The organism is Janthinobacterium sp. LPB2021202312-11-4, assembly GCF_037049705.1.
GTDB lineage: Bacteria > Pseudomonadota > Gammaproteobacteria > Pseudomonadales > Pseudomonadaceae > Aquipseudomonas.
The window spans coordinates 1-5,860 of the sequence record NZ_JBAGKV010000063.1 but is presented as its reverse complement, the minus strand read 5'-3'; the positions used below and the strand labels follow the sequence as shown (position 1 = coordinate 5,860).

The following is a 5,860-nucleotide window of genomic DNA, read 5'->3' as shown; positions in this document are numbered from 1 at the left end:
ACAGGAATAACCGGTGCAATTAGAGTCAAGGCGAAGATCACCCGCAGCGGGTAGAAAAAAGCCTCGTTCCCATCTTTTGCTCCGAAAAAATTCCCGTTGTTTTTGAGTCGGAAAATCCCGAGAAATATAGCCCAGGCCGCGAGGGCGCCGAACATGGCTAGGCCGAGTGTTGAAAAAGCGGATGCAAATATCGTCAGTGGTGTTACGTCCTGAGCACCTATTCCAGGGAGTTCTGCCGCATCAAATATCCAACGACCGAAAAGCCATGTCAGTACAAGTGCGGAGAAACTATTCATTCGATAGCCCTCACCCGCACACAGTAATCATTAGGCAGCACTCGCCCTATCAACAACGACGGTCGTATAAAAATCTCTCGCAAAAATCGCAACGGGTGTGGTGCGCTTTGCGTATAAGCCATATGAATGCGGTAGGCATTCTGAAAAAGCAACATCAGCACCATATTCAGAAAAACACCATTAGCGAAAAGAAGCATTTTGCCCTGCCCCCAGCTTGCGACAAAATAAGCAAGCACAGCCGCCACACTAATAACTAATACAAAATTGACAAAAATAAGCGACTTATAAGCCCGCCCCAGTGACTCATTCGTAACTTGACTCTTCAAACAAATATCATCCCACAAAAGCTCATCATCAAGCTCTGCGAGATGGCGACCAGCTTTCGCCTGTATCCGTATTTCACGGACCCAATAGTAAATATTTTTAATAAAATAAATCGGAATAGTAGCGGCATTTTTAAGCTCACGACCAGCATTGACAGTCTGACGGTAACCACTCAGATAACCAAACGCCGTTTTAATCTTACTCATGATTACTACTCCCCAAATAAACAGGAGGAATTGGAGTTTCTGGCGCCTTGATTTGCATCGTGCTTTCGCTTCTATCAAGCTGCGGCAGTTCACGAGCCGGCAAGACCAAGCCGAAATAAATAATTAGAAAAACGCCGATAGCTCTTGGAATCTTTACGCCTGCCTCTTTAAACATAGTTCCCGCCCCCCTTCGAAAGAATTTCCTCTACAGTTCCAGCAAGGGCTGAAATGATATAGCCGTCATGCATGCATGATTCTGGCAGCTCACATGCTTTAACCTGTATCTCTCGCAGTATTGCAAGAACCTTTCTTAGCTGCTCATACGACATAACCAAAGCCTCTTCATGTTCACACACATAATTCTATGACCCTAAAGCTCAGCCATCTAATTAATTGTTCACAAACATGAAAATGCTTTTGCAATTACGTAAGAATAAATTGGATGGCTATTAGCTTGATTTTCAGAGCATAAAGAAAAACCATCATAGAGCCAACCTATATGCCAGCAAAAAGCCCCAACGAAGGGGCTTCTGAACAAGCAACTAAATCAATAACGTCGAAGTATTTGCGCAACACCCGCAAAAAACTCTTCGGGATGGCTGGAATGCGTCTCTATATCGTTTTCCGAAACATACGCTGACCACTTGCCATTTTCATATACAAATTTAAAAGCGTCTGTACCAGCAGTTTGGCGGCTGTAACCGCCGATATTGTCTATCGGACGCACCTTCTGAACGCCATTTATCAGCAGTGACATATATCCAGTGTCGCGATTGCTTGGCTCATTCCAGAAAGTGAGTTGAATACTTTCTGCCTTCGGTCGCCCTACAGCCTTATCCAAGTATCGAGAGGTCTTGTCGCTGTACACAGCATCAGCCGTCGCAGTTGCCGGCATGACCTTATTCATTTTGGGCTCGCCACAGCCGACAAGTGCAGCCAAAACCATGGTGACAACGATGATGCTCAGCTTTTTCATAATCAGATTCCCTCAATTTAATGTGCCAGGATCTCGTCCTGCTGTAACAGCGGGGCGGTATCGAGACCTGGCAAAGGAGCCAGACGTAGATTCGTTACTGCGTCCGCTCCATAGCCACCGGCTGCAGCGGCGCCTTCAGCTTGATCTCCACACGACGGTTCTGCGCCCTCCCCTGCTCCGAGCTGTTGCTTGCGATCGGCTGCGACGGACCGGCACCGAACACCTGAATGCGACTCTTATCAATGCCCTGGCTCATCAGATGCTTCCCGACGCTAATAGCGCGCCTCTGGCTCAGCTCGATGTTGCTAGAGTTGCTACCGACACTATCGGTGTGGCCAGTGACCTCAATGTTGTTTTCTCCGTACTGCTTGAAGGAACCAGACAGCTTGTCCAGGTTAAATTGGGCAACAGGAGACAGTTCGGTCGAGCCATTAGCGAACGTGATCGCACCAGGCATCACCAGCTTGATCTCATCGCCTTGGCGCTGTACGTCTATGCCAGTGCCAGCAGTCGCTTTGCGGAGTTCAGCCTCTTGACGGTCGGCGTACACGCCGTAACCTGCGCCGGCCAAGCCACCAATACCAGCGCCAATAAGTGCGCCTTTACCACGGTTGTCCTTGTTGATCAGCGCCCCTGCTGCGGCTCCTGCGATAGTGCCGATGGAGCCCCAGGTCAGGGTCTGGTTGCGGGAACCATCCTGATCCTGCAACCCAGTACCAGCGCAGCCAGTGAGAGAGAAGAGAATGCTGGTAACCAGCACGGAGGTAATAGCTTTTTGCATGTCGAGGCCTCTAACTGTTAGTCGTAGAATGGAGAAAGTGCGTCCGAGCCAGTTGATAGAGTCAACCGGATATATACGAATAACAGCGAGCACCCGACCGGGCTATTTTAGTTATTGCCTCCCTACCCCTATCGCTGCTCGGGGGTAGTTTGGTACGCAGCCATTAACTGCTACTTACTTCATGGGCATAATTATCTACCAGCACTACTGCACATACAAGTAAAAGACCGCCATTCCCCTCATGATAAATATATATCACAAGACCAAAAGCCATATATAATTAGCGACAACAAATAGCCGCTGCAGACCAACGATGAAAACTTTCGGAAGAGACAGCTCGCTTGATCTAATTAAGTGGATCGCACTATTTGCGATGATCATCGATCACACCTGGTTTGTACTACCAAATGAAATCCAGGAAAATCTGTCCTCGATGCGGATTATCGGTCGACTTGCATACCCCTTATTCTGCCTCGCCATTGCGGCAAATGTTGTACGGCAGCCAATCAGTTGTCCAGTCGGATTGAAATATCTGAGTGGGATATTACTATTCGCCATCCTGAGCCAATGGCCGTATTCGAGATATTTCGATAACGGACATTTAAACATTCTGTTCATTATAGCACTTGGGCTAGTTATCGCTCAGGCGATGCATCATCGAACTCCCGGACTGATCTTCTGCGGGATCCTAGCCCTGATGACCACAGTCGCGCTCCGTCCGATACTGAGCTACGGCCTAACTGGAGTGTTATTACCTACTGCACTAGTAATCGCGCTTCAGGCACGGAAGCTAGAGATTAAAATCGTAAGTTGGTCCCTATCCGCCCTCCTCGCCGCTATCGCAAATGTCGGCAGCTCGATTTTGCTGTTGCCTGATCTGCCCACGATGGATCATGCGGTAATCATCGCAGCCGCATTGGCACCAGTGCTCGGACTGACTCTGCTGCAGGTCCAGGTGCCACCGTTACGCTCCGTCAAAGGATGGCTCTACCCAGTTTATCCGATCCACTTACTACTTCTCAGCTCCCTATCAATATCGTTCTGATGCCACCTAGCAAGCGCTTGGACGTTGAGGCTTCACTAGATCGCGCGGTATCTCTTCGCCCTTCGTCTGCCACTTCACAGCCTCCAGGATGCGTGTCGATGCCTGAACTCACTTCCTTCCCTTCCGGGGTCTCAAGCGCCTCAGGCGCTTGATCAAAGATTGGGCATGCCGCCTCGCAGGCGCGCAGATACCCTGACGATAAACACTCCTATGGGTCGATAGCGAATACGAAAAAATCGTACGCTAAGCGTGCGGCCTGCAGGTTGAGTCCATAGAGCTTGAAGCCTTGAGGGAATGCCAATCAAAAAAAAGGGGTCAGCATTTTCAAGGTCGCGGCCGATTCCCAGAAAAAGCCACAGGGTCAGTGTCCGAAAGAAGTCCGGAACCGGCCCAAAACTTGATGAGAGGAAAATCGGGGGCCAGAAACGGCGAATCCCTCTCTAGGAGGGATTCTCAGCCATCGATTGCGTACGTTCGACGGGGCAGGTCGTTCTTGCGTCGCGCTAGGCGAACTGCTTTCGCAGTAACGGGGTGCGATCCTTTCGGATCCCTGTAACCACCCTGTGGTACACGACTAAGTCGCAAGTTAATTATGCAAGGATCTACAAGCGTCCAAAAGGCCCATTGATCATTTTTGTTCATCATGTTTCACGCTGAATAATGGCCCTTGCCTTGTTCAAAGCTCGCAGCCACGAACTTCAACTCATAGGCCAGAGTCGCTGGCCAAGTCGGCTCACACAGCGTCTCAACCTGACAGGCCGCACGCTTAGCGTACGATTTTATCCAAATTCTGTTGGCTTCCCTTCATAGTCTCCAGGCTGCACGCCGATACTCGAACTCACTTCTTTCCCTTCTAGGGGGCATTTCGGGTTCATAGCTGTTGTCTCGCGCTTGAGTGTTTGCACAATCTATAATCCACTGTTTGGCGTCGTCTGGATTGTTTCTGACCTGTGGTGCAGGGCGCAGCTCTGCCGGGGTCGAGAGGGGCAGAGCCCCCGACCTCCTTGTCTACCCCCACTTCCCGTGAGTTGCTTTTCAAAGCCCACGTCAAAGGGGCGGTTACCTGATGGGCACCATAATTAACATCCAAGGTCGCGCTGGTAGGGGCCGCGGAATGAGTGCATTCGCTTCCTCGATCGTTGGTGCCAGCGACAATTTGTGATTGCATGCAATGGGATTTAGCCGCGCCCAGGACGGCTATGATCTGCGGCCGCGAGACTTCATCCAGGACGTGGCCATAGTTGGCCACTGTCTGCCGAGAGACACCCGCAAAGCTGGATATCGAGGCTTGAGTCAGCTTTTCACCGCGCTCCCGGAGTCCTCTGCACGCCGCTCGGATCTTCGATTCAGTAGCCTTATGCCGCAATTCGTGGGTGCGCCTGGCTGCGAGGCTCTGACGCTCGTTCAATGGTAATGACTTGTCGAGCTCCATAGCCCCCCGGCAACACCTAGCGCTTCCCTCGTAGCGCGTCCACGTCCAACGTGCGACGGATCTGACCGTCGCTCTTACTGAGGACAGCATTAAGTCTTGGGTAAAGCCGTTCCGAGCGAACTTGTTATGGTTGTGAGCGAAGGCTTCCAGTCGCCGTGTGAACGTGGCAAGCGTCCCGCTCTCGCGCTCCTGGTTCACGATGCTGTAAGCGAAATAGCGCAGCTGTTCAAATAGGATGCAGTGTCTGGAGTGGGGGAGGTCTTCCAGCTGTGGCCCCGTCTTCCAGGGCGAAACCTTCAGCTCCACATAATCGGCCAGTTCTCCTAGCTCGTAGACGTGGTTATGCAACTCTGAGGTCGACCACCACGGATGCCCTGGAGTCTTGGCAACTGGGCCGCTGTTGTAATCGGTATCGGCCTTTAAGCGCAGGGCAAAGGCGGTGTAAACCGCCTTCATGTACTGAATCGGCTTGTCTCGGGCGTTCTCAGTCGTACAGACCGGGGGAATGGCGTAGAAAAGGTGGGAATGGCCATTGTTCCTGTTCCGCACGATCAGATTCGGCGGCGGAAGACCTTCGTCGTCCCAGGCAAGTGAATTAATGTGATCGAGGTCGAAGATCAGCCAAGACACCATCCCTGGACGATTGATCTGCATGTATGGATAGCGGATGGCGTGCTCGCGGGGGCGAACTCGCGCGGCGGTTTTGTTATCGCTACAGCGAGCCAGATACGGGGCCTCCATCAACACGCGATTCAACACACTGCCCGGCTCAAAGAATCGGGATGGAGGTGTATCGCTAA

The 5,860-nt window shown here is 51.3% G+C and carries 6 protein-coding genes; 1 reads left to right on the top strand and 5 read right to left on the bottom strand.

The window, feature by feature from the left end:
* The 4 genes from V5E99_RS30690 to V5E99_RS30675 all read right to left on the bottom strand — a co-directional run.
* Positions 1–296, bottom strand: a 296-nt coding sequence (locus tag V5E99_RS30690) for a hypothetical protein (RefSeq protein WP_499806260.1), incomplete at its 3' end; no start/stop codon positions are given.
* Positions 293–826 carry a hypothetical protein gene (locus V5E99_RS30685; RefSeq protein ID WP_499806258.1) on the bottom strand — a complete coding sequence of 178 codons (534 nt, stop codon included), beginning with the start codon at positions 824–826 and terminating at the stop codon, positions 293–295. The genes V5E99_RS30685 and V5E99_RS30690, both read right to left, overlap by 4 nt.
* Positions 827–1,373: 547 nt before the next feature.
* On the bottom strand, positions 1,374–1,802 hold the full coding sequence (locus V5E99_RS30680; RefSeq protein WP_499806256.1) for a hypothetical protein: 429 nt from the start codon (positions 1,800–1,802) through the stop codon (positions 1,374–1,376).
* A gap of 94 nt (positions 1,803–1,896) precedes the next feature.
* Positions 1,897–2,583, bottom strand: a complete 687-nt coding sequence (locus V5E99_RS30675) for a YiaD family glycine zipper/OmpA-like lipoprotein (protein WP_499806255.1) — start codon at positions 2,581–2,583, stop codon at positions 1,897–1,899.
* A gap of 313 nt (positions 2,584–2,896) precedes the next feature.
* Here V5E99_RS30675 and V5E99_RS30670 point away from each other — a divergent pair, with 313 nt between their 5' ends.
* Positions 2,897–3,628, top strand: a complete 732-nt coding sequence (locus V5E99_RS30670; protein ID WP_499806254.1) for a TraX family protein — start codon at positions 2,897–2,899, stop codon at positions 3,626–3,628.
* Between the two features lie 871 nt (positions 3,629–4,499).
* Here V5E99_RS30670 and V5E99_RS30665 read toward each other — a convergent pair.
* The coding region (locus tag V5E99_RS30665) for a replication initiation protein (RefSeq protein WP_499806252.1) at positions 4,500–5,860 on the bottom strand (1,361 nt) is incomplete at its 5' end.